The 25,327-nt window shown below is 72.9% G+C and carries 25 protein-coding genes; 12 read left to right on the forward strand and 13 right to left on the reverse strand.

The annotated features are described in order from the left end of the window. The first annotated feature begins 248 nt into the window (after positions 1-248). Positions 249-4,100, forward strand: a complete 3,852-nt coding sequence (locus ACF08D_RS12520; protein WP_392222577.1) for a multifunctional oxoglutarate decarboxylase/oxoglutarate dehydrogenase thiamine pyrophosphate-binding subunit/dihydrolipoyllysine-residue succinyltransferase subunit — start codon at positions 249-251, stop codon at positions 4,098-4,100. Between the two features lie 112 nt (positions 4,101-4,212). Next, positions 4,213-4,395 carry a DUF6104 family protein gene (locus ACF08D_RS12525; RefSeq protein WP_003961784.1) on the forward strand — a complete coding sequence of 61 codons (183 nt, stop codon included), beginning with the start codon at positions 4,213-4,215 and terminating at the stop codon, positions 4,393-4,395. Here ACF08D_RS12525 and ACF08D_RS12530 read toward each other — a convergent pair whose 3' ends face one another. Then, positions 4,396-5,205 (reverse strand): hypothetical protein, encoded by an 810-nt coding sequence (locus tag ACF08D_RS12530; protein WP_392222578.1) that lies wholly within the window; start codon positions 5,203-5,205, stop codon positions 4,396-4,398. 134 nt (positions 5,206-5,339) lie between these two features. Between ACF08D_RS12530 and ACF08D_RS12535 the strand changes: the two genes are divergently transcribed. Further along, entirely contained in the window at positions 5,340-6,176 is an 837-nt protein-coding gene (locus ACF08D_RS12535; RefSeq protein WP_392222579.1) for a DUF4097 domain-containing protein, read from the forward strand. Between the two features lies 1 nt (position 6,177). Further along, the gene (locus ACF08D_RS12540) at positions 6,178-7,122 is read left to right on the forward strand and encodes a PadR family transcriptional regulator (RefSeq protein ID WP_392222580.1); all 945 of its coding nucleotides are present in this window, start codon (positions 6,178-6,180) and stop codon (positions 7,120-7,122) included. Positions 7,123-7,167: 45 nt separating this feature from the next. Here the strand turns inward: ACF08D_RS12540 and ACF08D_RS12545 are convergent, their stop codons facing one another. The 6 genes from ACF08D_RS12545 to ACF08D_RS12570 form a co-directional block, all read right to left on the reverse strand. Further along, positions 7,168-7,743, reverse strand: a complete 576-nt coding sequence (locus ACF08D_RS12545; RefSeq protein WP_392222581.1) for a Clp protease N-terminal domain-containing protein — start codon at positions 7,741-7,743, stop codon at positions 7,168-7,170. Then, positions 7,743-7,952, reverse strand: a complete 210-nt coding sequence (locus tag ACF08D_RS12550; protein WP_056794174.1) for a helix-turn-helix domain-containing protein — start codon at positions 7,950-7,952, stop codon at positions 7,743-7,745. The genes ACF08D_RS12545 and ACF08D_RS12550 overlap by 1 nt, the downstream gene beginning before the upstream one ends. 31 nt (positions 7,953-7,983) lie before the next feature. Continuing rightward, a complete protein-coding gene (locus ACF08D_RS12555) occupies positions 7,984-9,384 on the reverse strand; it encodes a glycoside hydrolase family 5 protein (protein WP_392222582.1) in 1,401 nt (466 codons plus the stop codon). A gap of 149 nt (positions 9,385-9,533) precedes the next feature. After that, positions 9,534-11,087: an alkaline phosphatase D family protein gene (locus ACF08D_RS12560; RefSeq protein WP_392222583.1), complete on the reverse strand. Its 1,554-nt coding sequence runs from the start codon at positions 11,085-11,087 to the stop codon at positions 9,534-9,536. Further along, the gene (locus ACF08D_RS12565) at positions 11,084-11,656 is read right to left on the reverse strand and encodes a phosphoesterase (RefSeq protein WP_392222584.1); all 573 of its coding nucleotides are present in this window, start codon (positions 11,654-11,656) and stop codon (positions 11,084-11,086) included. Before ACF08D_RS12565 ends, ACF08D_RS12560 begins: the two co-directional genes overlap by 4 nt. A gap of 295 nt (positions 11,657-11,951) precedes the next feature. Then, on the reverse strand, positions 11,952-13,166 hold the full coding sequence (locus tag ACF08D_RS12570; RefSeq protein ID WP_392222585.1) for an NADP-dependent malic enzyme: 1,215 nt from the start codon (positions 13,164-13,166) through the stop codon (positions 11,952-11,954). A gap of 561 nt (positions 13,167-13,727) precedes the next feature. Between ACF08D_RS12570 and ACF08D_RS12575 the strand changes: the two genes are divergently transcribed. The 3 genes from ACF08D_RS12575 (at position 13,728) to ACF08D_RS12585 (ending at position 16,991) form a co-directional block, all read left to right on the forward strand. Continuing rightward, positions 13,728-14,702, forward strand: a complete 975-nt coding sequence (locus tag ACF08D_RS12575; RefSeq protein WP_392222586.1) for an ABC transporter substrate-binding protein — start codon at positions 13,728-13,730, stop codon at positions 14,700-14,702. Positions 14,703-15,357: 655 nt separating this feature from the next. After that, positions 15,358-16,230: an amino acid ABC transporter permease gene (locus ACF08D_RS12580; protein WP_392223178.1), complete on the forward strand. Its 873-nt coding sequence runs from the start codon at positions 15,358-15,360 to the stop codon at positions 16,228-16,230. Further along, positions 16,227-16,991, forward strand: coding sequence for an amino acid ABC transporter ATP-binding protein (locus ACF08D_RS12585; protein ID WP_392222587.1), 765 nt, complete (start codon positions 16,227-16,229; stop codon positions 16,989-16,991). The genes ACF08D_RS12580 and ACF08D_RS12585 overlap by 4 nt, the downstream gene beginning before the upstream one ends. Before the next feature lie 56 nt (positions 16,992-17,047). On the opposite strand, the gene ACF08D_RS12590 is transcribed toward ACF08D_RS12585, so the two are convergent. Continuing rightward, on the reverse strand, positions 17,048-17,815 hold the full coding sequence (locus tag ACF08D_RS12590; protein ID WP_392222588.1) for a class I SAM-dependent methyltransferase: 768 nt from the start codon (positions 17,813-17,815) through the stop codon (positions 17,048-17,050). A gap of 87 nt (positions 17,816-17,902) precedes the next feature. On the opposite strand from ACF08D_RS12590, the gene ACF08D_RS12595 reads away from it, so the two are divergent. Further along, positions 17,903-18,532, forward strand: coding sequence for a CGNR zinc finger domain-containing protein (locus ACF08D_RS12595; RefSeq protein WP_392222589.1), 630 nt, complete (start codon positions 17,903-17,905; stop codon positions 18,530-18,532). Here ACF08D_RS12595 and sodX read toward each other — a convergent pair. Next, positions 18,436-18,876 (reverse strand): nickel-type superoxide dismutase maturation protease, encoded by a 441-nt coding sequence (sodX, locus tag ACF08D_RS12600; RefSeq protein ID WP_392222590.1) that lies wholly within the window; start codon positions 18,874-18,876, stop codon positions 18,436-18,438. The two genes, ACF08D_RS12595 and sodX, sit on opposite strands and share 97 nt — an antisense overlap. Before the next feature lie 177 nt (positions 18,877-19,053). Here sodX and sodN point away from each other — a divergent pair, with 177 nt between their 5' ends. Further along, positions 19,054-19,449, forward strand: coding sequence for a superoxide dismutase, Ni (gene sodN, locus ACF08D_RS12605; RefSeq protein ID WP_392222591.1), 396 nt, complete (start codon positions 19,054-19,056; stop codon positions 19,447-19,449). A gap of 182 nt (positions 19,450-19,631) precedes the next feature. Continuing rightward, positions 19,632-20,432, forward strand: a complete 801-nt coding sequence (locus ACF08D_RS12610) for a hypothetical protein (protein ID WP_392222592.1) — start codon at positions 19,632-19,634, stop codon at positions 20,430-20,432. A 33-nt stretch (positions 20,433-20,465) separates the two neighbouring features. On the opposite strand, the gene ACF08D_RS12615 is transcribed toward ACF08D_RS12610, so the two are convergent. Continuing rightward, positions 20,466-21,431: a LysR family transcriptional regulator gene (locus ACF08D_RS12615; RefSeq protein WP_392222593.1), complete on the reverse strand. Its 966-nt coding sequence runs from the start codon at positions 21,429-21,431 to the stop codon at positions 20,466-20,468. A gap of 173 nt (positions 21,432-21,604) precedes the next feature. On the opposite strand from ACF08D_RS12615, the gene snpA reads away from it, so the two are divergent. Then, entirely contained in the window at positions 21,605-22,258 is a 654-nt protein-coding gene (snpA, locus tag ACF08D_RS12620; RefSeq protein WP_392222594.1) for a snapalysin, read from the forward strand. Between the two features lie 91 nt (positions 22,259-22,349). Here snpA and ACF08D_RS12625 read toward each other — a convergent pair whose 3' ends face one another. Continuing rightward, complete coding sequence (locus tag ACF08D_RS12625; protein WP_392222595.1) at positions 22,350-22,811, reverse strand: DUF6304 family protein; 462 nt, start codon at positions 22,809-22,811, stop codon at positions 22,350-22,352. A 101-nt stretch (positions 22,812-22,912) separates the two neighbouring features. Then, positions 22,913-23,497, reverse strand: a complete 585-nt coding sequence (locus tag ACF08D_RS12630; protein ID WP_392222596.1) for a dihydrofolate reductase family protein — start codon at positions 23,495-23,497, stop codon at positions 22,913-22,915. Between the two features lie 125 nt (positions 23,498-23,622). Here ACF08D_RS12630 and ACF08D_RS12635 point away from each other — a divergent pair, with 125 nt between their 5' ends. Beyond that, entirely contained in the window at positions 23,623-24,198 is a 576-nt protein-coding gene (locus ACF08D_RS12635) for a TetR/AcrR family transcriptional regulator (protein WP_392222597.1), read from the forward strand. Between the two features lie 79 nt (positions 24,199-24,277). Here the strand turns inward: ACF08D_RS12635 and ACF08D_RS12640 are convergent, their stop codons facing one another. Further along, positions 24,278-25,327 (reverse strand): family 2 encapsulin nanocompartment cargo protein polyprenyl transferase, encoded by a 1,050-nt coding sequence (locus ACF08D_RS12640; protein WP_392222598.1) that lies wholly within the window; start codon positions 25,325-25,327, stop codon positions 24,278-24,280.

The following is a 25,327-nucleotide window of genomic DNA, read 5'->3' on the forward strand; positions in this document are numbered from 1 at the left end:
GGGCACAGCTGAGCGAAGGCGACCGGTGACCCGCGCCACCTGCGCGGATGCCCGGGCCACCGCGGGCTGCCGTGTACCCATTCTCAAGGCAACCACGCTTGTTTCCCGCCATTTCCAGCGCCGAAACACGTCCCCGGATGTGATCTACGCGACGATGGCATGCCCGGCCTGCACGTCCCGGCCGGGGAGGCGTAGCCTTTATTTCCGCTGTCCATCACCTTGTGAAGCGGAAGAGGGCGGTTGCCGCCGTGTCGTCTCAGTCCCCCAGTAACTCACGTCTCTCGACCGACCGGGACGGGCAGGGTCCTTCGGACCCCGCCTCCGCGTTCGGTGCCAATGAGTGGCTCGTCGACGAGATCTACCAGCAGTACCTCCAGGACCCGAATTCGGTCGACCGTGCCTGGTGGGACTTCTTCGCCGACTACAAGCCGGGCTCCGCGTCCGGCTCGGCGGACAAGCCCGCGGGCGAGGGTTCCGTGGCCGCGGGGGCCGCGGGCACCGCGCCCGCCGCCCCGGCCCAGGCCCCGTCCCCGGCGCAGCCGGCAGCAGCGGCACCCGCACAGGCCGCTGCTCCCGCCCAGGCCGCCCCGGCCCCCGCCGCCAAGGCGCCCGCGCAGGACCGGGCCGCCGCGCCCGCCCCGGCGAAGCCCGCCGCCGCGCAGGCCGCCGCCCCGGCGAAGCCGGCCGCCGCGAAGCCCGCCGCCAAGGCCGCCCCCTCGGGCGAGGCCCCGGCCGGCCCCGAGTACGTGCCGCTGCGCGGCCCGGCCGCCGCGGTCGCCAAGAACATGAACGCCTCGCTGGAGCTGCCGACCGCCACCTCGGTCCGCGCCGTCCCGGTGAAGCTGCTGTTCGACAACCGGATCGTCATCAACAACCACCTCAAGCGCGCCCGCGGCGGGAAGATCTCCTTCACGCACCTGATCGGGTACGCGATGGTGCAGGCCATCAAGGCCATGCCGTCGATGAACCACTCGTACGGCGAGAAGGACGGCAAGCCGGTCCTGGTCAAGCCGGAGCACGTGAACTTCGGCCTGGCGATCGACCTGGTCAAGCCGAACGGTGAGCGCCAGCTGGTCGTCGCCGGCATCAAGAAGGCCGAGACGCTCGGCTTCTTCGAGTTCTGGCAGGCGTACGAGGACATCGTCCGCCGCGCCCGGAACAACAAGCTGACGATGGACGACTTCACCGGCGTCACCGTCTCGCTGACCAACCCCGGCGGCCTCGGCACCGTCCACTCCGTGCCGCGTCTGATGCCCGGGCAGTCGGTCATCATGGGCGTCGGCTCGATGGACTACCCGGCCGAGTTCCAGGGCACCTCGCAGGACACCCTGAACAAGCTGGGCATCTCCAAGGTGATGACCCTCACCTCGACGTACGACCACCGGGTCATCCAGGGCGCCGCGTCCGGCGAGTTCCTCCGGATCGTGTCGAACCTCCTCCTCGGCGAGGACGGCTTCTACGACGACATCTTCGAGTCGCTGCGCATCCCCTACGAGCCGGTCCGCTGGTTCAAGGACATCGACGCCTCGCACGACGACGACGTCACCAAGGCCGCGCGGGTCTTCGAGCTGATCCACTCCTACCGGGTCCGCGGCCACGTCATGGCCGACACCGACCCGCTGGAGTACCGCCAGCGCAAGCACCCTGACCTGGACATCACCGAGCACGGCCTGACGCTCTGGGACCTGGAGCGGGAGTTCGCCGTCGGCGGCTTCGGCGGCAAGTCCATGATGAAGCTGCGCGACATCCTGGGCGTGCTGCGCGACTCGTACTGCCGCACCACCGGCATCGAGTTCATGCACATCCAGGACCCCAAGCAGCGCAAGTGGATCCAGGACCGCGTCGAGCGCCCGCACTCCAAGCCGGAGCGCGAGGAGCAGCTGCGCATCCTGCGCCGGCTGAACGCCGCGGAGGCGTTCGAGACGTTCCTGCAGACCAAGTACGTCGGCCAGAAGCGGTTCTCGCTGGAGGGCGGCGAGTCCGTCATCCCGCTGCTGGACGCGGTCATCGACTCGGCGGCCGAGTCGCGCCTGGACGAGGTCGTCATCGGTATGGCCCACCGCGGCCGGCTCAACGTCCTGGCGAACATCGTCGGCAAGTCGTACGCGCAGATCTTCCGCGAGTTCGAGGGCAACCTCGACCCGAAGTCGATGCACGGCTCCGGCGACGTGAAGTACCACCTGGGCGCCGAGGGCACCTTCACCGGCCTGGACGGCGAGCAGATCAAGGTCTCGCTGGTCGCCAACCCCTCGCACCTGGAGGCGGTCGACCCGGTCGTCGAGGGTGTCGTCCGCGCCAAGCAGGACGTCATCAACAAGGGCGGCACGGACTTCACCGTCCTGCCCGTCGCCCTGCACGGCGACGCGGCCTTCGCGGGCCAGGGCGTCGTCGCCGAGACGCTCAACATGTCGCAGCTGCGCGGCTACCGCACCGGCGGCACGGTCCACATCGTCATCAACAACCAGGTCGGCTTCACCGCCGCCCCGGAGTCGTCGCGCTCCTCGATGTACGCGACCGACGTGGCCCGCATGATCGAGGCGCCGATCTTCCATGTGAACGGCGACGACCCCGAGGCCGTGGTGCGGGTGGCGCGCCTGGCCTTCGAGTTCCGCCAGACGTTCAACAAGGACGTCGTGATCGACCTCATCTGCTACCGCCGCCGCGGGCACAACGAGGGCGACAACCCGCAGTTCACCAACCCGCAGATGTACAACCTGATCGACAAGAAGCGCTCGGTGCGCAAGCTGTACACCGAGTCGCTGATCGGTCGCGGCGACATCACGCTGGAGGAGGCGGAGCAGGCGCTCCAGGACTTCCAGGGGCAGCTGGAGAAGGTGTTCGCGGAGGTCCGCGAGGCCACCTCGCAGCCCGGCCCGGCGAGCAGCCCGGAGGCGCAGGCCGAGTTCCCGGTCTCCGTCACCACCGGGATCTCCCAGGAGGTCGTGAAGCGGATCGCCGAGTCGCAGGTCAACATCCCCGACCGCGTCAAGGTGCACCCGCGCCTGATGCCGCAGCTCCAGCGCCGCGCCGCCTCCGTCGATGACGGCACCATCGACTGGGGCATGGGCGAGACCCTCGCCATCGGCTCGCTGCTGATGGAGGGCACCCCGGTCCGGCTCGCCGGCCAGGACACCCGCCGCGGCACCTTCGGCCAGCGCCACGCGGTGCTGGTGGACCAGGAGACCGGCGAGGACTACACCCCGCTGCAGTACCTCTCCGAGGACCAGGCCCGCTACAACGTCTACGACTCGCTGCTCAGCGAGTACGCGGCGATGGGCTTCGAGTACGGCTACTCGCTGGCGCGGCCCGAGTCGCTGGTGATGTGGGAGGCCCAGTTCGGCGACTTCGTCAACGGCGCGCAGACGGTGGTGGACGAGTTCATCTCCTCGGCCGAGCAGAAGTGGGGCCAGACCTCCGGCGTCACGCTGCTGCTGCCGCACGGCTACGAGGGCCAGGGCCCGGACCACTCCTCGGCCCGCCCGGAGCGCTTCCTCCAGCTGTGCGCGCAGAACAACATGACGGTTGCCATGCCGACCCTGCCGTCGAACTACTTCCACCTCCTGCGGTGGCAGGTGCACAACCCGCACCACAAGCCGCTGGTCGTCTTCACCCCGAAGTCGATGCTGCGGCTGAAGGCCGCCGCGTCGAAGGCGGAGGAGTTCACCACCGGCGGGTTCCGCCCGGTGATCGGTGACGACTCGGTGGACGCGAACGCGGTCCGCAAGGTCGTCTTCTGCTCCGGCAAGGTCTACTACGACCTGGAGGCCGAGCGGGTCAAGCGCGGTGTCACGGACACGGCGATCATCCGGCTGGAGCGCCTGTACCCGCTGCCGGGTGCGGAGCTGCAGGCCGAGATCTCCAAGTACCCGAACGCCGAGAAGTACCTGTGGGCCCAGGAGGAGCCGGCGAACCAGGGTGCCTGGCCGTTCATCGCGCTCAACCTGATCGACCACCTCGACCTGGCGGTCGGCGCCGACATCCCGCACGGCGAGCGCCTGCGCCGTATCTCGCGGCCGCACGGCTCGTCGCCGGCGGTCGGCTCGGCCAAGCGCCACCAGGCCGAGCAGGTCCAGCTGGTCAACGAGGTCTTCGACGCCTGACCGCACGACCCACGGGGGCCCGGTTCCGCACCGCGCGGGGCCGGGCCCGCGGCGTGTCCGCAGTGCCTATCCTGGCGGGTGCACCGTCCTGACTTCACCCATGGAGCACGTCTTGTACTTCACCGATCGTGGCATCGAGGAGCTGGAGAAGCGGCGCGGCGAGGAGGAGGTCACCTTCGAGTGGCTCGCCGAGCAGCTGCGCACGTTCGTCGACCTCAACCCCGACTTCGAGGTTCCCGTCGAGCGGCTGGCCACCTGGCTGGCGCGGCTGGACGACGAGGACGAGGACGAGTAGTCAGCCCCGGGCCCGGGTGCGCAGGCGGTCGTAGGTGAGGCCGAGCGCGCCCTGGGCGATCAGCAGCGCGGCGGCCGTCGCCCAGCCGGCGCTGCGGCGGGCCAGGGCCCAGGCGAGCAGCGGGACGCCGGCCGCGAGCTGGGCGGTGGCGGCGGCGCGGGCGCGGGGGCCGCGCATCCAGGGGCCGAGGGGGCCGTCCTCGACGGCGTCCAGTTCGGCGCGTACGGCGTCGAGGCGGCCGTGGCGGGGGAGTTCCTGTGCCGCCCGGGTCTCGGCGGCGGCCCACAGCAGGGCGGCCGGCTCCCCGGGGGCGAGGCCCGGCGGCAGGGTGAGGCCGTGCCGGGCGAGCACCGCCGCGAGGCCCCGGAGGCGGGCCGCGGCGTCGGCCTCGGGGTCGGGGCGTGTGAGGGGCTCCAGGTCGCGGACGTCGAGGACGGGGTCGAGCCCCAGCCGGGTGGCGAGGGTGTGCATGGCCTCGTCCACGCCGACGGGCGTGCCGTCCGCGAGCCAGGTGTAGCCCACGGGGCGGCGGAAGCCGGTGGCGAGGACGCAGCCGGCCCGGTCGGCGTCCCACCACAGGGCGAGGGCCGGCCACGGCACGCCGACGGCCAGGGCGGCGGCCCATCCCGCGACGACGCGGTCGACCGGTTCGTACCCCTCCTGCCACGGTCTGCCCTCGGGGACGAGCGCGCTCCAGTCGGGCCCCGCCGGGGTGAGCAGCATCCGCTCGCGCAGCAGCAGTGCCGGGGGCCGTACGGCGGTGGTGTCGGCCCGGCAGAGGAGCAGCGCACCGGGGAGAGTCGCGTTCATGCGCCATACGCTAGGGCAATTCGCTCATTCCGGACGGATGTGACGCCCTGCTTGACGCGAGGTAGCCGCGATATATCGTGTCTCTCATGGAGACGCGATATGTTGCGTGTCGCGCCATGTCCCAGGGAGGCCCCATGCCCGAGTGGTCCGTCACCGAGCCGACGAAGCTGACCTTCGACGACGACCCCCTCACGGCCGTCCACGTCCGCCTCGTCGGCGGCACCGTGAACGTCGTGGGCACCGACGACCCCGGCCCCGCCCGTCTGGAGATCACCGAGGTGGAGGGCCCGCCGCTGGTGGTCACCCGGCAGGGCTCCGACCTCACCGTCGGGTACGAGGACCTGCCCTGGCAGGGCTTCCTCGACTGGCTCGACGCCAAGGGCCGGCGCCGCAGCGCGGTCGTGTCGCTCGTCGTCCCGGCCGGCGCGCGGGTGGAGGTCGGCGTGGTGGGCGCCGGGGCCGTCGTGTCGGGCGTCCGGGGGCGTACGGAGGTGCGCGGCGTCACCGGCGACACCACGCTCGTCGGCCTGTCCGGCGAGGTCCGCGCCGAGACGGTCTCCGGGAACGTGGAGGCCCAGGCCGTCACCGGCCCGCTGCGCTTCACCTCCGTCTCGGGCGACCTCACGGTGGTCGACGGGACCGGCACCTCGGTGCGGGCCGAGACGGTCAGCGGCGACATGCTCCTCGACCTCGACCCCGCCGGGGAGCCGGCCGACGTCCGGCTCACCACCGTGTCGGGCGAGGTCGCCGTCCGGCTGCCGCACCCCGCGCACGCCCAGGTCGAGGCCAACACCATGGGCGGCGCCGTCTCCAGCGCCTTCGACGGCCTGCGGGTGAGCGGACAGTGGGGCGCCAAGAAGATCACGGGGACGCTCGGCGACGGCAGGGGCACCCTGCGGGCCGCGACCGTCTCCGGCTCCATCGCGCTGCTCCGCAGGCCGGCGGAAGCCCCCACCGGAAAGGTGCTCTGACATGCCCCCCGTCTTCGCGCACGGCCGCCTCCGCCTGTACCTGCTGAAGCTCCTCGACGAGGCGCCGCGCCACGGCTACGAGGTGATCCGCCTCCTGGAGGAGCGCTTCCAGGGCCTGTACGCGCCCTCGGCCGGCACCGTCTACCCCCGCCTGGCCAAGCTGGAGGCCGAGGGCCTGGTCACCCACGCCACCGAGGGCGGGCGGAAGGTGTACTCGATCACCGACGCCGGGCGCGCCGAACTGGCCGACCGCAGCGGTGAACTGGCCGACCTGGAGCTGGAGATCCGCGACTCGGTCTCCGAGCTGGCCGCCGAGATCCGCGACGACGTCCGCGGCGCGGCCGGTAACCTGCGCAGCGAGATGCGGGCGGCGGCGGGCGAGTCCCGCCGGACGCCGCCGGAGGACGAGGACTGGGCCGCCTGGCGGCGGGCCAAGGACGAATGGAAGGACCAGGCGCGCCGGGCCAGGGACGAGTCCCGGCGCGCCCGCGAGGACGCCCGGGCGGCGCGCCGGCAGGCCAAGGAGGCCCAGGAGAAGGCGCGGCTGGAGGTGCAGCGGCTGATGCAGCAGGTCCAGGCGCAGGTGCTGGGGGCCGACGGCCTGTCCGACCTCGCCGGCCGGCTCGGCGGACTGGGCGGGCTGGGCGGCCTGTTCGGCGGCGGCGTGGGCGGCGGTGGGGCCGCCGGGAACGGTACGGCGCCGTCGGCGCCCCGGCCGCCGTTCGTGAAGCCCGGGCCGGCGGAGGCCCCCGAGTGGGCCACCGCCGAGGGGACGTCCACGGACCCGGCCCGCGACCTGGAGCGCCTGCTGGACCGGTTCCGGGACGATGTGCGCGACGCGGCCCGCGACCACGGCGTCACCGGCGCCCAGCTCGGGGAGGCCCGGGACCACCTCGCCACCGCGGCGGCCCGCATCACGGCCCTGCTCCGGGGCCCCCGGGACTGAACCGGGAGCTGAACCGGGGCGGTACGGGGCGGGGCCCGGGGTGCGTCAGCCGGCCGCCGCCGCCCCGCCCGTACCGGTGCCGCCCGGGAGCGCGCGCTCCAGGGCCGTGTACGTCGCCCCGTGGTCGGCCAGGACGTCCGCGACCACGCCGGGGCGGGCCGCCAGGGCGAGCAGGAGGTGCTGGTCGCCGATGTGGCGGTCGCCGCGCCCGAGGGCGACCCGGAGCGACCGCTCCAGCACGTCCTTCGCCGGCCGGGTGAAGGGGCGGTGGCCCGACCACCACCGCTTCGCCCTCCGGTCGCCCGCGAGGGCGCCCGCCCCGTGCACGGCCTCGACCCGGGAGACGACCTCCGTCACGTCGATGCCCAGGTCCGCCAGCGCGTCCGCGTCCGCCCGGGTCATGCCGCCGCGCCGCCGGGCGTCCGCGAGGGCCGCCTCCACGGAGGCGCGCCGGGCGGTGACCCCCAGCGCGGCGAGGGCCGCCGCCGAGGGGGTGCCCTCCAGGTCCAGCAGGGCGAGCAGGAGGTGCTCCTCGGTGACGGAGCCGGCGTCCGCCCGCTCGGCGTGGCCGACCGCCCCCTTGACCACGTCCCGGGCCCCGGTGGTGAACCGCTCGAACATCAATGCCTCCCGTACTTCTTGTGCACGGCCTGCCGGCTGACACCCAGCTCGGCGGCGATCTCCTGCCAGGACCAGCCCTGGGCCCGGGCGCTGCGGACTTGTACGGCTTCCAGCTGCTCCAGCAGCCGGCGCAGCGCGGCGACGGCCCGCAGCCCCACCCGGGGGTCGCGGTCGCCGGCGCGCGCGGCGAGATCGGTCGCTTCGGTCATGGTGTCAACTTACGTTGACAGGCGTCCGATGTCAACGGAGGTTGACAGCCCGGGCCACCGTCACCGTGACCCGGGCGCCCGGCACCGCGACGACCCTGGCCCGGCCGGGCGTGCCCGGGAGCAGCCGGGCACGGCCTTCGAGCGTGACGCGCCAGCCGCCGGGGACGCGCGGGAGGGCGATGTCGGTCGTCCCGCCGCGCCCGGCGACGTACACGAGCCGGTACGGGCTCTGCTCGACCACCCGCCCCGCGACCGCCTCCGCGTACGGGGCGGCCGTCTGCTCCTTGTTGGTGCGCCAGGCGCCGGTGGCGTCCACCGCGCAGTAGCCGCCGCCGTAGCACCACACATAGCCGGCCCAGCCGGAGCTGTAGCGGTTCAGCGAGGCGAGCGCCTCGCGGTAGAAGCGGCCCATGTGAGGGAGGGAGTTGTTCAGCGGGCCCCACTCCCCCACCACGACCGGCACCCGGTACCGCGCCGGGTAGACCGTCACCGCCGCCTCGTACGCCTCGATCCAGCCCGCCGACGGGTCGTAGTCCGCGCCGGCCTCCATGGCCGTGTTGTAGAAGTGCGGGGCGTAGACGACCTTCGGGTCCTCGATCCGGCCCAGGCCGGTCGGGACACCCTCCCCCACGATCGGGGTCGGCTCGACGAAGAGCCAGCTGTCGTCGTCGACCGAACGCACCGCGTCCGCGAGCCGGTTGTACATCGGGGTGAGGTGCTCGCGCTCGATCCGCCGGGCGGCCGCGGGCAGGTCCTCGCCCGGGCGCAGCTCCCCCATGGGCTCGTTGACGAGGTCGTAGCCGAACACCGCCGGGTGGTCCCCCAGCCGGGCGGCGAGCACCCGCCACATGCGGGCCTGGGCGCGGCGGAGGTCCTCGTCCTCGTACAGGTGGGTGAAAGCGCGCTGCACGGCGGGCTCGAAGTACTCGGCGAACCAGTCGTCCGGGTGCGGGGTGAAGGGCAGCCCGTCGGTCCGGGTGGCCCACGCGGGGATGCCCCGGTGGCCGAAGGCGGGCCCGAAGACGTCCTGGTGGGCGTCGATCAGCACCCGGACGCGGTGCCGCGCGGCCCAGTCGAGGATCCGTTCGATCTTGCGGAGGTACGCCTCGCTGTACCGGCCGCGCACCGGCTCCAGGTCGTCCCAGAAGACCAGCAGCCGGGCGAAGTTGAAGCCCTGGGCGCGCAGGTCGCGGAAGTGCCGCTCGGTGATGGCGGAGAGCGCCGCGTCGCCGCGGTGGGTCTTGTCCTCCACGTTCCAGCCGCGCAGGGTGAGGACCCGGCCGCGGTCGTCGGTGAGGCGGGGGATGCCGGGCGCCGCGGCGGCGGACCCGGCGGGCGCGGGCACCGGGGGCGCGGGCGCCGCCCCGGCCGCGGGCGGGGCGGCCGTGAGCGCGGCGAGGACGAGAGCGAGGGCGGGGGCGAGGGCACGCATGGGGACCTCCGGCTCGGCGGGTGGTGTGCGGTGCCGGAGGAGCCCATCAGAGGAGCTGACGGTCCATCAAGGGGCGGGCGTGACAATCCTGGTGCGCGTCCCGGTGCGCGGGCGTACCGCGCACCGGGACGACGGGCACCGGCGGGGTGTCAGTCCCGGCGCCACTGGGCGGGGCTGTTCCTGGTGGCCGGGTCCTCGTACGACCCGGCCTTCCCCCGGTCCACGTGGAACGTGGTCAGGGTGGTGACCGGCGAGACCGGGTCGCGGCGGTCGGCGATCACCCGCATGTGGGCGCTGAACCGCTCCGGGGTGACCTCGTAGACGTCGTAGCCGTACCGGTTGCCCTCGAAGTACTTCAGGTGCGGGTTCGCCCGGCCCATGACGGGGCCGTTGGCCGCGTTCCAGTCGGCGGAGTACGCGCCCGAGGTCACCGAGTGGGCCGTGAACTCCGTACCGACCAGCGGCGAGGAGGTGTCGTCGAAGTCCACCCGGACGTCGTCGACGAACGCCGAGTGCCAGTCGCCGGTGATGACCACGAGGTCCTCCAGCCCGGCGGCGTGGACGTGCCCCAGCACCTCCTTGCGCTCGGCGAGGAAGCCGTCCCACTGGTCGGTGAACATGTACGGGCCGCCCGGCCGGGCCCGGAGCTGGCTCAGCATGATCGAGTTGGCCCACACGTGCCAGGAGTCGGGCGCCCGGTCGATGCCGGTCCGCAGCCAGGACTTCTGCTCCGCGCCCAGGATGGTCCCGTGGGCGAGGTTCTGCGCCGAGCGGTACGAGCGCAGGTCGAGGACGGTCAGCTCCAGCAGGTCGCCCCAGCGGCGGGTGCGGTGGATGACGGGGTCCGGCAGCGCGGACTCGCCGCCGTCGCGGTGCGGCATGTTCTCGTACCACGCCTGGTACGCCGCGGCCCGCCGCTGCAGGAACGGCGCCCCGCCGCCCGTACCGCTGTAGTCGTTGGCGACCTCGTGGTCGTCCCAGGTGAGGAACCAGGGGTGGGCGGCGTGGGCCTCGCGCAGGGAGGCGTCGCCCTTGTAGAGGGCGTGGCGGCGGCGGTAGTCGGCGAGGGTGAGCACCGCGGGCCCCTCGTGGTCGCGGACGTGGTCGCCGCCGACCGGGCCGTGCTCGTAGATGTAGTCGCCGAGGTGGACGACGAAGTCGACGTTCTCGCGGGCGATGCCCCGGTGGGCGGCGTAGAAGCCGTCGTGGAACGCCTGGCAGTTGGCGGCGGCGAAGCGGACGCGCGGCACGCTGCCGGCCGGGGCGGTCCTCGTCCGGCCGGTGCGGCTGGTTTTCCCCAGGGCGGTGAAGGCGTACCAGTAGGGGCGCCCTGCGCTCAGCCCGCCGACGGGTACGTGGACGCTGTGCCCGAGCGTCGCGGAGGCGGGCGCCGTGCCCCGGGCCACGACCCGGCTCAGCGCCTGGTCCTCGGCGACCACCCAGCCGACCTCGACGACCTCGGGCAGCGCCTGCTCGGCCGCGAGGGGCTCGGGGGCGAGGCGCGTCCACAGCACCACGCTCGTGGGCTGCGGGTCGCCGGAGGCCACGCCGAGCGTGAAGGGGGCCGGGTCGTACGCGGCGCCCAGCGCCTCGGCGGCCTCGCGGGCGCGGGCCGGGGAGAGCCCCGCGCTGAGCGGCCACACCACGTTGAGCGCCCCGGCGGCGCCGGCGGCCTTGAGCAGGTTGCGTCGGTCGAGCGTCACTGCGGTACCCCCGTGAGCGTGAGCGAGATGCCGTCCGCGTAGCCGTCGTTCGACGTGCCGGTGCCGGTACGGGTGAGGACGAGCAGCAGGCGCGCGGTGCGGGCGCCGGGCGGTACGAGTGCCCCGGCGGTGCGCTCCAGCAGCCCCGTACGCCCCTTGCGCTCCGCCGCCGTCACCGGCCCGAGCACGCTGAGGGCGACGGGGGTCCCGCGTCCGTCGCGGAACTCCACCGACAGCCGGGCGCCGTCGTCCTGCGTCGCGTAGCCGCCGAGCCAGGCGCTCAGCGCGTACCGCACCCGGCCCGCGTCGACGGCCGCGTGGCCGGTGGCCCCGCCGGAGGGCAGGGCGACGTCCTGGAGGAGGGCGGTGCGCGGCGCGTTCCCGCCGGAGAAGAAGCGGCTCCCGCGCCGTGCGGGGCCGGGGTCGGAGGTGGTGGGGTAGCCCCCGCCGAGGGTGTACGCGACGAGGGCGGGCGCGCCCTGCACGACCCGCCAGCCGGTGACGGTCCCGACGGGCTCGGCGGTACCTCCGGGACCGCTCTCGGCGTCTCCGTTGACGACCAGGTTCACACGCGCCTCCTGTGGCTGTGGGCGGCTGCCGCGCGGTGGACGCGGCTCGGCGCGGTGCATCACAGCAGGCCCGTGTGAACCTCCGGAAGAGCGGCGGCGAACATCCGGCGGGCGGTCCAAGGCCCCGGGGGGAAAGTCCAAGGGCCCCGTCCCGCTCCCCGGGCGGGGGAGGCGGGACGGGGCCCTCGGCGGAGCCTTGACCGGCCGTACCGGCACCGACCGCACCGGCACCGGACGGCCCGACCGCACCGGGGCCGCCGGCCGCCGGCCGGGCCGGCGGCGGCGGGCGCCCGGGTCAGCGGCGGGCGACGCCCTCGGCGCGCGCGGCGGCGGCCACGGCGGCGGTGACCGCCGGGGCGACCCGCTCGTCGAACGGCGAGGGGATCACGTAGTCGGCGGCGAGCTGGTCGCCGACGACGTCCGCGAGCGCGTTGGCGGCGGCGATCTTCATGCCCTCGGTGATCCGGGACGCCCGGACCTGGAGGGCACCGGCGAAGATGCCGGGGAACGCGAGCACGTTGTTGATCTGGTTCGGGTAGTCCGACCGGCCGGTGGCCACGACCGACGCGTACTTGTGCGCGACGTCGGGGTGGACCTCCGGGTTGGGGTTGGCCATCGCGAAGACGAAGGCGTTCGGCGCCATCGACGCGACCGCCGGCTCCGGCACCGTACCGCCGGAGACGCCGATAAAGACGTCCGCGCCGGCCAGCGCGCTCTCCAGGGAGCCGGAGAGGCCCGCGCGGTTGGTCAGCTCGGCCAGCTCGCGCTTGACCGGGGTGAGGTCCTCGCGGTCGCGGCTGACGATGCCCTTGCGGTCCGCGACCGCCACGTCGCCGAGGCCGGCCTCCAGCAGGAACTTGGCGATGGCCACACCGGCGGCACCCGCGCCGGAGATCACGGCGCGCAGGTCGCCGAGGCCGCGGCCGGTGAGCTTGGCGGCGTTGCGCAGGGCGGCCAGGGTGACCACGGCGGTGCCGTGCTGGTCGTCGTGGAAGACCGGGATGTCCAGCCGCTCCTGGAGCTTGCGCTCGATCTCGAAGCACCGGGGGGCCGAGATGTCCTCCAGGTTCACGCCGCCGAAGGAGGGGGCGAGGCGGACGACGGTGTCGACGATCTCGTCGGTGTCGGTAGTGGCGAGCGCGATCGGCACCGCGTCCACGCCGCCGAACTGCTTGAAGAGGATCGCCTTCCCCTCCATGACCGGGAGGGACGCCTCCGGGCCGATGTCACCGAGTCCCAGCACGGCCGTACCGTCCGTCACGACGGCGACGACCTGGGACTTCCAGGTGTAGTCGTGCACGAGCTCGGGCTGCTCGGCGATGGCGCTGCACACCTTGGCGACGCCGGGGGTGTACGCGAGGGACAGGTCGTCCTTGTCCCGGATGGGAACCGTCGCCTGGACGGCCATCTTGCCGCCCCGATGCAGCGCGAACGCCGGATCGAAGGGCTCGTCGGCACCGTCGGTGCCGTTCTCACTGTCGCTGCGAGGATTGACGATCTCCGCTGCCATTTGTTGACCCCTTAAGTCATTTCGTTCGAGGGTGGCCACTCCTGGTTGAGGAGGGGTGGGCGGGCACCGCGTCCGTGCCTGCGCCGGGTGGTTGGCCCGCCCGTGCAGGGGAGGTACGCACGCGTCGGGCGCGCCGCACACGCGCCCTGAGCCCCGGATGAGGGGTGTAAGGATCCTTCTTACCGGACGGACCGCTCCGACGACGAGTCGGTATCTCATATGAGCCTCGACCCCCGCCGGGGCGTGGGTCCGGTCACACGACTCATCGCGGAATTTCGGGACAAGTCAGCACGCGGTCCGTTTCGCGGCCGCAATCGCGTCCGAATGACGAGATCAACCGGAGATTTTCCGGCGGTCAGAAGGCAACCCCGCAAGAGGTCCGGCCCTGATGTACCGGCCTGTTGGGGTTCGGGGGTCTCCCGTTATCCGATTTTGACATGCGAGGCCCCCTATTCGGGCTAGTCCGAATGGCAAGATGCCGCTAATCACACGCAGTCGCGACACCCGATGGTGCGTGCGCGACCGCTTGGCAACTCCCTCACCCGCCGGAGGAACCCGACCATGACCGCAAGCACCACCCGCTGTACGACCGCCGCGCGGACGCTCCGGACGTCCCGGACAGCCGCGGTCGCCGCGATCGCGGTCGCCGGCTCCATGCTGCTGACCGCCTGCGGTGACCAGACCGAGGCCGGCAAGGCCAAGGACTCGGGCGCCGTCTCCCAGGGCAGCAAGGCCCCGCTCTTCGCGAAGCTGCCGGAGAAGTACCAGAAGTCCGGTGTCGTCAAGGTCGGCACGGACGCCGCCTACGCCCCCATGGAGTCCATGGACGGCAACAAGATCGTCGGCATAGACCCGGAGATCGGTGAGGCGCTCGGCAAGAAGCTGGGTGTGACGTTCCAGTTCGAGAACGGCAAGTTCGACGGCCTGGTCGGTTCGCTCTACTCGGGCCGCGTCGACCTCGTGATGTCCGGCATGACCGACAACAAGGACCGCCAGCAGGGCCTGGACGAGGGCAAGAAGACCGGCAAGGGCGTCGACTTCGTCGACTACTTCCAGTCCGGCACCGCGATCCTGGTCAAGAAGGGCAACCCGAAGGGCATCAAGACCCTCGACGACCTGTGCGGCAAGAAGGTCGCGGTCCAGCTCGGCACGACGTACGCGGACGCCGCCAAGGCGCAGTCCGCGAAGTGCGAGAAGGACGGCAAGGCCAAGATCGCCATCGAGACCCCGGACACCGACGCCGAGGCGCAGGTGCGGGTGAAGTCGGGTGGTGCGGACGCCGACCTGAACGACTACCCGGTCGCCGTGCACGTGGCCAAGACCGCGGACGCGGGCAAGGCGTTCGAGGTCGCCGGCGAGCCGGTCGACGCGGGCCCCTTCGGCATCGCCGTGGACAAGGGCAACACGCAGCTGCGCGACGCCGTCAAGGAGGCGATGGACGCGATCATCGCCGACGGTACGTACCAGAAGATCCTGGACAAGTGGGGCGCCTCGCAGAGCGCGATCGACAAGGCCGTCATCAACGGCGGCAAGTGATCCACCCGCTCTGTGAAAGGCAGTCATCGTGACTGAGAAGCACACCCCGGAATCCTCCGGCTCACCGTCCGGGGAGTCCGGCACCGGCACCCCCGCGGGGGCCGGCAGCGGCAACGGCAAGCCGGCCGCGAAGAAGTCCTCGACCCCGAGGAAGGCGGCGGCCAAGAAGGCGGCCACCCCCCGCAAGACGGCGGCCGCCAAGAAGACCGCCGCCACCCCGCGCAAGGCGGCGTCCGGCACGGCGGCCACCGCCAAGAAGGCCCCGGCCGGACGGAAGACGGCCACCACCAAGGCGGCCGAGGCCAAGGCGGCCGAGGCCACCGACGCCACCGCCACGGCCGCCGCCGCGGCCGAGGCCGTCGAGGCGGTCACCGCTCCGCAGGACGCCGAGCCGGCGACCGTACCGGCGCAGACGGACCCGCAGGACGCTGTGCCGGCGGCCGTACCGGCGCAGGCGGGCCCGCAGGACGCCGTGCCCGCCACGGCCAAGACCGCCGACGGCGGCACCGGAGCCGGAGCCGCCACGGCCAAGGCGGCCGAGCCCGCCGGCGCCGCCCCCGCGGCCACCCTCACCAAGAAGGCGGACGCCGGGGACGCCGGCGGCAGCGGCGGCACGCCCCGCGTCGCCAAGGAGGGCGGCGGCGCCGCCGAGCCGATCCGGGCGATACCCGTCCGGCACTACGGGCGCTACCTCAGCGGCGCGCTCGTCCTCGCGGTCCTGGTCTGGCTGGTCTCCGCCTTCGCGGGCGGCAACGTCCGCTGGGCGACGGTCGGCGACTACATCACCGACGGCAACATCCTCGCGGGCGCGGGCCGGACGCTGATGATCAGCGTGATCTCGATGGTCATCGGCCTGGTGCTCGGTGTCGTGCTCGCCGTGATGCGGATGTCGAAGAACCCGGTGACCGGCGGTGTCTCCTGGCTGTTCATCTGGTTCTTCCGGGGCACCCCGGTCTACGTCCAGCTGCTGCTCTGGTACAGCCTGTCGCTGATCTTCCCGATCTTCGAGATCCCGTTCATCTACAAGGACGAGATGACGGACGTCATGACCCCGCTGGTCGTGGCGCTGCTCGGACTGGGCCTCAACGAGGGCGCCTACATGGCGGAGATCGTCCGCGCCGGCATCCAGTCGGTCGACCAGGGCCAGACCGAGGCCGCGCACGCGCTGGGCATGACCCAGACGCAGACCATGCGCCGGGTCGTGCTCCCGCAGGCGATGCGGGTGATCATCCCGCCGACGGGCAACGAGTTCATCAACCTGCTGAAGACCTCGTCGCTGGTGGCCGTGGTCTCGTACCCCGACCTGCTCCGCAGCGCGCAGATCATCTCCGGCCGCACGTACGCGGTGATGGAGATGCTCTTCGTGGCCTCCTTCTGGTACCTGACGCTGACCAGCATCTTCAGCGTCGGCCAGTACTACCTGGAGCGCCGCTACGCCCGAGGCTCGCTGCGCGACCTCCCCCAGACCCCATGGCAGAAGGTCAAGGCCAATCTGTCGACCCTGCGACGCCCGGAGGTGGCGCGATGACGACCGCCATGGTGAAGGCCGAGGGCGTCCACAAGTCCTACGGCGCGGCCCACATCCTCAAGGGGATCGACCTGGAGGTGGCGCCCGGCGAGGTGTTCTGCCTCATCGGTCCCTCCGGTTCCGGCAAGTCGACCTTCCTGCGGTGCATCAACCACCTGGAGAAGGTCAACGCCGGACGGCTGTACGTCGACGGCGAGCTGGTGGGCTACCGCCAGAAGGGCGACAAGCTCTACGAGCTGAAGGACAGCGAGGTCGCGCTCAAGCGCCGTGACATCGGCATGGTCTTCCAGCGCTTCAACCTGTTCCCGCACATGACGGCCGTCGAGAACGTCATGGAGGCCCCGGTCCAGGTCAAGGGCGAGTCCAGGGCGGTGGCCCGCGAGCGGGCGCTGAAGCTGCTGGACCGGGTGGGGCTGGGCGACAAGTCCGGCAACTACCCCTCCCAGCTCTCCGGCGGCCAGCAGCAGCGCGTGGCGATCGCCCGCGCGCTGGCGATGGAGCCGAAGCTGATGCTCTTCGACGAGCCGACGTCGGCGCTCGACCCGGAGCTGGTGGGCGACGTGCTGGACGTGATGCGGGACCTGGCCGAGTCGGGCATGACCATGGTCGTGGTCACGCACGAGATGGGCTTCGCCCGTGGGGTCGGCGACTCGCTGGTGTTCATGGACGGCGGTGTGGTGGTCGAGTCGGGCCACCCGCGTGACGTCCTGACCAACCCGCAGCAGGACCGGACGAAGGCGTTCCTGTCCAAGGTGCTGTAGAACGCGCGGAAGGGGCGGTACGGGATTCCCCGTACCGCCCCTTCCTTCGTACGCGGCTACTTCACCGCCAGCACCAGCGCGTCCGACGGCGACGACCACACCGTCCTCGCCTCGGCGAAGCCCGCCGCGCGCAGGGTGCTCGCGTGCCACTCGGGCGGCGGGGTGTCGCCGTCCGCGTGCTCGCCGTAGATGGCGAACCGCTCGGCGGTCGGCGCGGCCAGCACCGGGTCCTGGGCGGCCAGCTCCAACCAGGCGGCCCAGTCGAGGGCGCCGGCGGCCCTGGCGCGGTCCATCACGGCGTGCCGGTGGGCGCGCTCGGCGGCGTTGATCCGGGGCGTGGCCGGGTCGGGCATGTGGTCGGCGTTCATCAGGACGCCGCCCTCCCGGACGAGCCCGCCGAGCTGCCCGTACAGCGTGGCCAGCGGTTCGGTGTGCAGCCAGTGCAGGGCGGTGGCGGTGAGCACGGCGTCGTACGTGTCGTACGGCAGCGCGCTCGTCCAGTGCGGGTCGGTGAGGTCGGCCCGGACGAAGGTCACCCGCCGGTCGCCGGCGAAGTACCCCTCGGCGATGGCGAGGAGCGCGGGGTCGAGGTCGACCCCGGTGCTGACGGCGTCCGGGAACCGGTCGAAGAGCCGCTTCGTGATACTTCCCGTACCGCACGCGAGGTCGAGGACCCTCGGCGCGGGCCCGGTGAACGCCTCGACCATGTCGAGCATCACCCGGAACCGCTCCTCGCGGTCGGGCATGTACCACTCCTGCTGCCGGTCCCAGCTCTCCTGCCAGGCCCGCCAGTCGGTGCCCGTGCTCGTCGTCTCCGTCCCCACGACCCAGCCCTCCGTAATACCCTCGTATGAGACTCGTCTCTTACCAGTCAGTGCTCTGACCCTAGACCGTCGCCGTAAGGACTACAAGTGGAACTGGCCTCTTACTCGGATTACGCCGTACGTCTGGTGAACACCGAGGAGCCGGCACGCAACAAGGACACGCTGACCTCGGTGGAGGCGGTGCGCGACCTCTTCGGCGAGGCGTCCCAGATGGCGCGCCGGGCCGCCGACGCGGACGTCACCCGCTTCCGCGCGGTACGGGCGCGGCTGCGCGCCGTCTTCACGGCGGCCGACGCGGGCGACCACACCGGGGCCGTGGACCTGCTCAACTCGCTGCTGCTGGAGTTCCCCGTCAGCCCGCAGATCTCCGGCCATGACTTCCTGGACGACGAGGGCCGGCCGCGCTGGCACATGCACCTCGCCGACCACCCGTCCAACGCCACCGCCGGGTACGCCGCGATCGCGGCGATGGGCCTCGCCTTCCACCTCACCTCGTTCGGCGCCGACCGGCTCGGGCTGTGCCAGGCCGCCCCCTGCCGCAACGCCTACCTCGACACCTCCACCAACCGCTCCCGCCGCTACTGCTCCGACCGCTGCGCGACCCGGGCGAACGTCGCCGCCTACCGGGCCCGGAAGCGCCTGGAGAGCGAGCGGTCCGCGAGCACCGGCCGCACCGCCGACACCAGCCAGGAGAGCACCACCCCGACCGACCGCTGACGCCCGGGCCGTATCCCCCGGTACCGCGCCCGCACCCGTCCCAGGACCATGTCGGGCGGTACGGGCCCGAAGGCGCGGCTGTCCACGGCCTCGGCGGACCGGTTGTCGCCGAGCACCCACCAGCCGCCGTCCCGCAGCTCGACCAGCCGCTTCACGATCAGCAGGTCCTGCTGCAGCGGATGGCGCAGCACGGCGACGTCCCCCGGCCGCAGCGGCGCGCCGTAGTGCACCAGCAGCTGGTCCCCGTGGTGCAGCGTGGGCACCATCGACGGGCCCGTCACCTCGGCGATCCCGAACGGCACCCGCGGCCCGCGCTCGTGCCCGAGCGGCCCCTGCTCCGTCATCCGGCCCACACCTCCCGGCCCCTCGCTGGGCCCTCACCGTCCCGTGCCGGACCTTCCTCCACGAGCCCCATGGTCACCCCGGACTTTTGTCCTAAGCCCACGGGGGCACCCGCGAAAAGCCGTCCGTCAGGGAGTAATGTCCCACCTGAGAAGACGATCACGAGGAAGGACGGCTCAATGCTCTCCCGCCTGTTTGCCCCGAAGGTGAAGGTCAGCGCGCACTGCGACCTCCCCTGCGGTGTCTACGACCCGGCCCAGGCCCGTATCGAGGCCGAGTCGGTCAAGGCCATCCAGGAGAAGATGGCGGCCAACGACGACGCCCACTTCCAGGCCCGTGCGACCACGATCAAGGAGGAGCGCGCGGAGCTCGCCAAGCACCACGTCTCCGTCCTGTGGAGCGACTACTTCAAGCCGCCGCACTTCGAGAAGTACCCGGAGCTGCACCAGCTCATCAACGACACGCTGAAGTCGCTGTCGGCCGCGAAGGGCTCGAAGGACCCGGCGACGGGCCAGAAGGCGCTGGACTACATCGCGCAGGTCGACAAGATCTTCTGGGAGACCAAGAAGGCGTGACGCCCCGCCAGGGGGCCTGACCCGCACACCACGGCCGGCGCCCCCACCCGGACCGCACCCGCCCCCGGGCCGCCGATCACTGCGGCCCCGGGGGACCGGGTGCGGTTCTTCGTGTGGCCGCACTCGCGCGTGGGCCCTGGCCTGCGGGGAGTTGGGCGCGCGGGCGGCGGTAGATTGCCGGTATGTCGACACCCGGTCCGTATCAGCAGAGTCCCTCCCCGTACATACCGCCCCAGCAGCCCAATCCGTACGCCCAGCCGGTGCCTCCGCCGCCGGTGCAGCAGCCGCCCGTCGCGGGGGGCGGCGGCGGGGGGCGCAGGGGCGTGCCCGGGTGGGTGTGGGGGCTCGGGGGCGTCGTGGTGGCGTCCGCGGTGTGGGCGGGGGCGCTGTTCGCCACCGGCACGCTCGGCGGCGCCCGGGCCGAGTTCGGGGGGCACCGGTACCAGGAGGCGCTGTGCGAGAAGACCTCGCTGGACGCCTTCGGCAAGCGGTACCGCGTGGTGAAGGAGGACGCCGGCGCGGACAACGGCTTCGCCTCGCAGCAGAAGGCCATCGACCAGAGCTACTGCAACACCGACCTGGAGGACCCCAGGGCCGGTGAGGACTCGTACCTCAGCCTCTACGTCACCACACGAGCCGAGTGGCACAAGACCACCGACCCGGCGGGCGAGTTCGCCTCGCTCCAGCTCTCCAACGAGGACCGGTCGGACAAGAACTACACCTACGAGACGGAGAAGGTCGACGGGTTCGGCGACGAGGCGTACCTGGTCACCGAGCGCCGCGGCGGGGACAAGGGCGCGCTGGGCGGAACGACGCTCGCGGGCATGACGCTGGCGGTGCGGGACGGCTGGTTCACCTTCGAGATGAGCTGGAACTGGTACGGCGGTAGCCCCGAGGAGAAGGTGACGCCCCCGGCCCCGCAGGAGGTCAGGGCGATGCTGGAGGCGGACACCCGGGACACGCTGGACGCGCTCAAGGGGTAGCGAAGGGCGCCGGGGGCAGCGGGGGCGGCGGGGTCAGGCCGCGCGGGCGGCCAGCGGGCTGCCGTGGCGCAGCAGCCACTGCCGGTACGCCGTGGTGCGCAGCGCCGCCTCGCGGTACGCGGCGGCGAGGTCGGTGTACGCCGCTTCCGTGTACGCCGCGTCGGCGCCCGTCCCGGGGCGGCTGTAGAGCAGCAGCCGCACCGCCAGCGGGTCGCCCCGTAACGGCCGGATGGCCATGTCGTCCCGCGGGCCGGACGTCGGCTGGCACGGCGCCACCACCTCGCCGGCCACGATGAGCGAGGCGGCGGTGTGGTAGTCGCCGTGCAGGACCGGCGGGTCGATCCCGGCCGCCCCGAGCATCCGGCGCAGCCCGTCCCACTCGCCGTCCACGTTGGGGTCGACGATCCAGCGGTCCCGCGCCAGGTCGGCGAGCTCCACCACGGGCGCGCCGGCCGCCGGGTGGTCCCGCGCCATGGAGATGAACTGCGGCTCCCGCTCCACCAGCACGCGCCGCTCCAGCCCCTCGGGCACGCGCAGGGGGCAGCCCTCCACCTCGTGCACGAACGCCACGTCGAGCTGCCCGGCGGCCAGTGCCCGCAGCAGGGCGCCCGCCGAGACGTCCATGTGGAGCGTGATGTCGGTGCCGGGCAGCCGGTCCCGCAGCCGGCGCAGCCAGCCGGCGAGCGCGCGGCTGGCGGTGGAGCCGAGGCGCAGCCGGGCACCGTCGGCGCGGGCGGCGGCGGCCCGGGTCTCGGTGACGAGCACGGCCATCTGGGCGACCAGCGGGCGGGCGCGGCTGAGGACGGCGTGCCCCAGCGGGGTGGGCCGGCAGCCGGTCCGTTCCCGGGCGAACAGCTCGGCGCCCAGGGCGTGTTCGATCCGCCGCAGCTGGGTCGTCAGGGACGGCTGGCTGACGCCGAGCTGACGGGCGGCCTTGTGGAGGCTGCCCGTGTCGGCGATGGCGCACAGCGCCCGCAGGTGTCTCACCTCCAGCTCCATGAGCCGAGAGTAGGACGGTTGACCGTCGTACCACCAGAGACGGCAGGGGAGTTGAGTAACGTGATGCACCGGTTCTATCGCCCCTTGGCATCATCCGTACCGGTGGCCGGCTCCCCCACACTCTCCCCAACCGAACGGCCCACCCAGCCGTTCCGGATCACGAGGAGCCCCCCATGAGACACCCCAAGTCCGTGCTGGCCGCCGCCCTGGGCATCGCCGCCGCCCTCGCCGCCGTGCCGGCCACCAGCGCCGTCGCCGCCCCGGCCGCCGCGCCCGCGCCGGCACCCGCCGCCTACTCGGCGTACGCCGGTTCCGCCGAGAACGCCCAGGCCAACCGGGCCTTCTTCGAGGCCGTCATGGAGTCGGTCGCCGAGAAGCGCGCGGCCAACCCCGGCGCGCAGGCCGTCACGGTCGTCTACTCGGCCGCGAGCGCGCCGAGCTTCCGCACCCAGATAGCCCGCTCCACCCAGATCTGGAACAGCTCGGTCAGCAATGTGAAGCTCCAGGAGGGCAGCAACCCGGACTTCCGGTACTACGAGGGCAATGACTCGCGGGGCTCGTACGCCAGCACCGACGGTCACGGCCGGGGCTACATCTTCCTGGACTACCGGCAGAACCAGACGTACAACTCCACCCGGGTCACCGCCCACGAGACCGGCCATGTGCTCGGACTGCCCGACCGCTACTCCGGGCCGTGCAGCGAGCTGATGTCGGGCGGCGGCCCCGGCCCGTCCTGCCAGAACGCCCAGCCGAACGCGCAGGAGCGCGCCCGGGTGGACGCGCTGTGGCGCTACGGCCTGGCGGCGGCCACGGCCAAGGTCTCCTAGCCGGGAGGACGACGACCGTACGAGACCGTACGACCGTACGGGACGGGGGGCCGGGGGGCCGGACGTGAGCCGCGTCCGGCCCCCCGGGCCGTCAGGCGGTGGTCGCCCCGGCCCCCTCCAGCACCGTGCGGCCCAGCCGGCTGCCGGGCGGGAGCTGGCGCCGGATGCGGTCGAGGGCCTGGCCGAAGTCGCCGCCGGCCAGGCCCGACTCGTACGCCGCACCGCACCAGTGCAGGGTGAGCTGAAGATCCACTCGGTCGGGTGAGCCGTCGGACAGGGCTTCACCCAGCGCCAACAGGCAACTGAGCGTGGCCTGTTGGGTGCCGTCGTCGGTGTGGACCGGCAGCGGCAGGTCCCACTCCATGACGCACCCGGCCGGCGGCAGGCCGCCGTTCTCCTCGGCCGCGCGCAGCGCGTCCAGGCGGGCGCCCGCGTACTCCACGCCCCTGACGCGGGTGGCGATCCGCCGCCCGTCCGCCGTGATCACGATCGCTTCCGCACCGCGGCGGTCCCGGTACCAGCCGGTCCAGACTTCCGTCGACTCCGATGACATGGCGCGGACTGTAGCGGTAGGACCGCCTCCGACGTGCGGCAGGTCACCGTGGAGCGGACCCGGCCCGGGCGCGACGGGTGGCGGCCGGCCCGCGGCCCGTGTCAGCGCTTCCGGCTGTACCAGCGCACGACCACGCCGTTGTCGAAGGCGCGGACGGCGTCGAGGCCGTAGTCGTGGATCGCGAAACCGGAGCCGAACATCGGCATGCCGGAGCCGTAGACCTGCGGGTACGTCTTGATCACCAGCTCGTCGACCTCGTCGGCCAGCTGTCCCGCGATCTCCGAGCCGCCGCACAGCCAGATGTCGTACGCGCTGTCCTCGGCCTTGAGTGCGCGGATCCGGCCGACGAGGTCCTCGGCGATGATCTCCACGTTGGGGTGCGGGGACTTCTCGATGCTGCGGGAGGCGACGAACTCGCGCAGGTGGCCGTACGGGCTCGGCATGCCGGCGTCCAGTCCGAGCTGGTAGCTGCCGCGCCCCTGGACGACCGCGTCGAACCGCTTGTTCGGCGCGTCGGCGATGCCCAGGATCCTGCGGCCCTCCTGCGAGATCGTGTCCGGGTACTCGGTGGTGAGGAACTCCAGGAAGTCGCCGGACACCAGCGACATGAAGGAGTTGGCGTCGCCGGCCGGGTCGCCGATGAAACCGTCGAGCGAACAGGCGACGAAGTAGGTGAGCTTGCGCATGCGTTTCCCCCGGAAGTCGGTGTGTCGTGGGTGCGGTGGGCGCCTCTACTGACGCCCGCCAACCAGGACAGCTATAGTGCTCCAGGTGTAGTGGTTGTGCAAGCCCTTATCGAGGAGGCCGCCGGATGGCGAGGAATCCGGAACGCAGAACGACGCTGCTGGACGCCGCGATCGACGTCCTGGCGAGCGAGGGGGCCCGGGGGCTGACCTTCCGGGCCGTGGACGCCCGGGCCGGCGTCCCGGCGGGCACCGCGTCCAACTACTTCGCCAACCGCGACGACCTGCTCACCCAGTCCGGCTCGCGCATCACCGCGCGGATGGTCCCGGCACCCGAGTCGGTGGACGCGGCGATGCGCCCCGCACCCAGCCGTGAGCTGGTCCGCTCGCTGATGGTGTGGCTGGTGCAGCGCATCGAGGCGGAGCGCACCGGGTATCTCGCCATGCTGGAACTGCGCCTCGAAGCCACCCGGCGACCCGCGCTCCGGGACCGGCTGACCCGCGCGGTGCGCGAGCAGCTGGACGAGAACGTCCGCTTCCACCTGGAGGCGGGCCTGCCGGGCGACACGGACACCGTGCTGGTGCTGTACCTCGCCATGACCGGCGTACTGCTGGAGCACGTCACCCTGCCCGGAGTGCTCCCCGAGGCGGAGCTGGACCGGATCGTGGAGACCGTGGTGGACCGGATCGTCCCCGAGGGCTGAGGCCGGGGCCGGTGGGCGGGCGGGGATGAGCCGGAGCGCCCGCCCGGTCGGCCCCGCCGCGCCCCTCCGCGCCCCAGGGTTACGTCGTACGCCGCGTCACGAACTCCGCCAGCGCGAGCAAGTCCCCGGCCGCCGCCAGGTCAGGGACCGCCCGGGAGAGCTGCTGCACCGCCCGCGCCATCCGGTCCGCCGCCTCCGCCTGCGCCCAGTCGCGCGCCCCGGCCCGCTCGACCGCGTCCGCCGCGCGCCGCACGGCGTCACCGTCCAGCAGGGGCTGTTCGTACAGCTTCGCCAGCTCCTCACCGGCGTCCGTGCCCGAGCCGAGCGCGGCGACCACCGGCAGCGACTTCTTGTGGGCGACCAGGTCGGCCCCGGCGGGCTTGCCGGTACGGCGCGGATCGCCCCAGATGCCGATCAGGTCGTCGATGAGCTGGAACGCCAGCCCCGCCTCCCTGCCGAACGCGTCCAGCGCCGCGACCTCGGCCTCACCGGCTCCCGCGTACAGCGCGCCCAGCGCGCAGGAACAGCCCAGCAGCGCCCCGGTCTTGGCGGTCGCCATCGCGAGGCACTCGTCCAGCGACACCTCCCGGGGCGGCCGTCCCTCCAGGGCGCAGTCCGCCTGCTGGCCCGCGCACAGCTCGATCACGCAGGCGGACAGCCGGGCCACGGCGGCGGCCGACGCCGGGTGGCCGTCCTCGGCCAGCAGGCGCACCGCGAGGGCGAGCATGGCGTCGCCGGCCATCAGGGCGTCCGGGATGCCGAAGACCGTCCAGGCGGTGGGCCGGCTGCGGCGCGTGGGGTCCTCGTCGACGATGTCGTCGTGGAGCAGGGTGAAGTTGTGGGCGAGCTCGACCGCCGCCGCCGCGCGGACGGCGGTGCGCGGGTCGCCACCGAGGGCCCGCGCCGCGGCGAGCACGAGCGCGGGCCGGATCGCCTTGCCCGGCTGCCCGGTGGCGGGCGTGCCGTCGGGGTGCTCCCAGCCGAAGTGGTACATGGCGACCCGGCGTATGGTGCCGGGCAGGGTCTCCACGGTGGAGCGCAGCTGGGGTGTGACGACGGTCCGGGTGCGGTCGAGGAGCACCGAGGCCCCCGGGCCGCCGGCCGTCGTGGTGCGGGTGGTGGTGGTCAC

The organism is Streptomyces sp. NPDC015131, assembly GCF_043079975.1.
Taxonomy (GTDB): domain Bacteria; phylum Actinomycetota; class Actinomycetes; order Streptomycetales; family Streptomycetaceae; genus Streptomyces.